This window comes from Kocuria sp. CPCC 205261 (genome assembly GCF_040981025.1).
GTDB lineage: Bacteria > Actinomycetota > Actinomycetes > Actinomycetales > Micrococcaceae > Kocuria > Kocuria marina.
Genome location: NZ_JAVKPU010000034.1, coordinates 1 through 1,425, shown reverse-complemented (window position 1 = coordinate 1,425; position 1,425 = coordinate 1). Strand labels below are relative to the sequence as shown.

The following is a 1,425-nucleotide window of genomic DNA, read 5'->3' as shown; positions in this document are numbered from 1 at the left end:
CGGCTCTTCAGGATCCAGGGTGTAGTTGGGGTCGGCGCGTCGGTCGCCGGATAGGGGTCGAGGCCTCCCGAAGATGAAGGTTCCTACACGCCTCATCTGGAAGACCTCGACGTGCCTGACGCTACCTTCGCCTGCCCTGACTTGACCACCTTCTGCCGTCTCGACGAGCTCGGTCTTGACGTCGTCGGTCAGCGCCTCGAGCCCGAGCAGGCGATCCTGGCCTGCCGGGTCCTGGAACCGGACCAGTGGTGCCGACGCTGCGGCTGCGAGGGCACGCCCCGCGACACCGTGGTGCGGCGCCTGGCGCACGAGCCGCTGGGCTGGCGACCTACGACGCTGCTGGTCACGGTTCGCCGCTACCGGTGCACCGGGTGCGGACACGTGTGGCGCCAGGACACCACCAAGGCGGCCGAGCCGCGGGCGAGGCTCTCCCGTCGCGGTCTGCGGTGGGCGCTGGAAGGGATCGTGTGCCAGCACCTGACCGTGGCCCGCGTCGCCGAAGGCCTGGGAGTCTCGTGGAACACCGCCAACGACGCCGTGCTGGCCGAGGGCAAGCGGGTGCTCATCGACGACCCCGGCCGGTTCGACGGGGTCAAGGTCATCGGCGTCGACGAGCACGTCTGGCGCCACACCCGCCGCGGCGACAAGTACGTCACCGTCATCATCGACCTCACCCCGGTTCGCGCCGGGACGGGTCCCGCCCGGCTGCTGGACATGGTCGAGGGCCGCTCCAAACAGGCGTTCAAGACATGGTTGGCCGAGCGCGAGAACCCTTGGCGCCAGGGCGTGGAAGTAGTCGCGATGGACGGGTTCAGCGGGTTCAAGACCGCCACCACCGAGGAGCTGCCCGAGGCGACCGCGGTCATGGATCCCTTCCACGTCGTGCGCCTGGCCGGCGATGCCCTGGATCAGTGCCGGCGCCGCGTTCAGCAGGACACCCGTGGCCACCGCGGCCGGGCCGGCGATCCCCTCTACTCGGCTCGCCGGACCCTGCACACCGGAGCGGACCTGCTCACCGACAAGCAGCGGGACCGGCTGGAGAAGCTGTTCACGGCCGACGCCCACGTCGAGGTCGAGGCCACCTGGGGGATCTACCAGAGGATGATCGCCGCCTACCGAGAACCCGACCGGGCCCGAGGCCGAGCGCTGATGCAGCGGCTGATCCACTCCCTCAGCCACGGCGTCCCGGGTGCGTTGAGCGAGGTGATCACGCTCGGCCGGACCCTGACCAAGCGGGCCACCGACGTGCTGGCCTACTTCGATCGTCCTGGTACATCCAACGGCCCGACCGAGGCGATCAACGGCCGGCTCGAACACCTGCGCGGCTCCGCGCTCGGGTTCCGCAACCTCACCAACTACATCGCCAGATCGCTCCTGGAGACCGGCGGGTTCAGGCCGCGACTACACCCTGGATCCTGAAGAGCC

At 69.7% G+C, this 1,425-nt stretch carries 1 protein-coding gene; it reads left to right on the top strand.

The window, feature by feature from the left end:
* Positions 1-111 precede the first annotated feature (111 nt).
* Positions 112-1,419 carry an ISL3 family transposase gene (locus RF646_RS13245; protein WP_058955456.1) on the top strand — a complete coding sequence of 436 codons (1,308 nt, stop codon included), beginning with the start codon at positions 112-114 and terminating at the stop codon, positions 1,417-1,419.
* Positions 1,420-1,425: the final 6 nt, after the last annotated feature.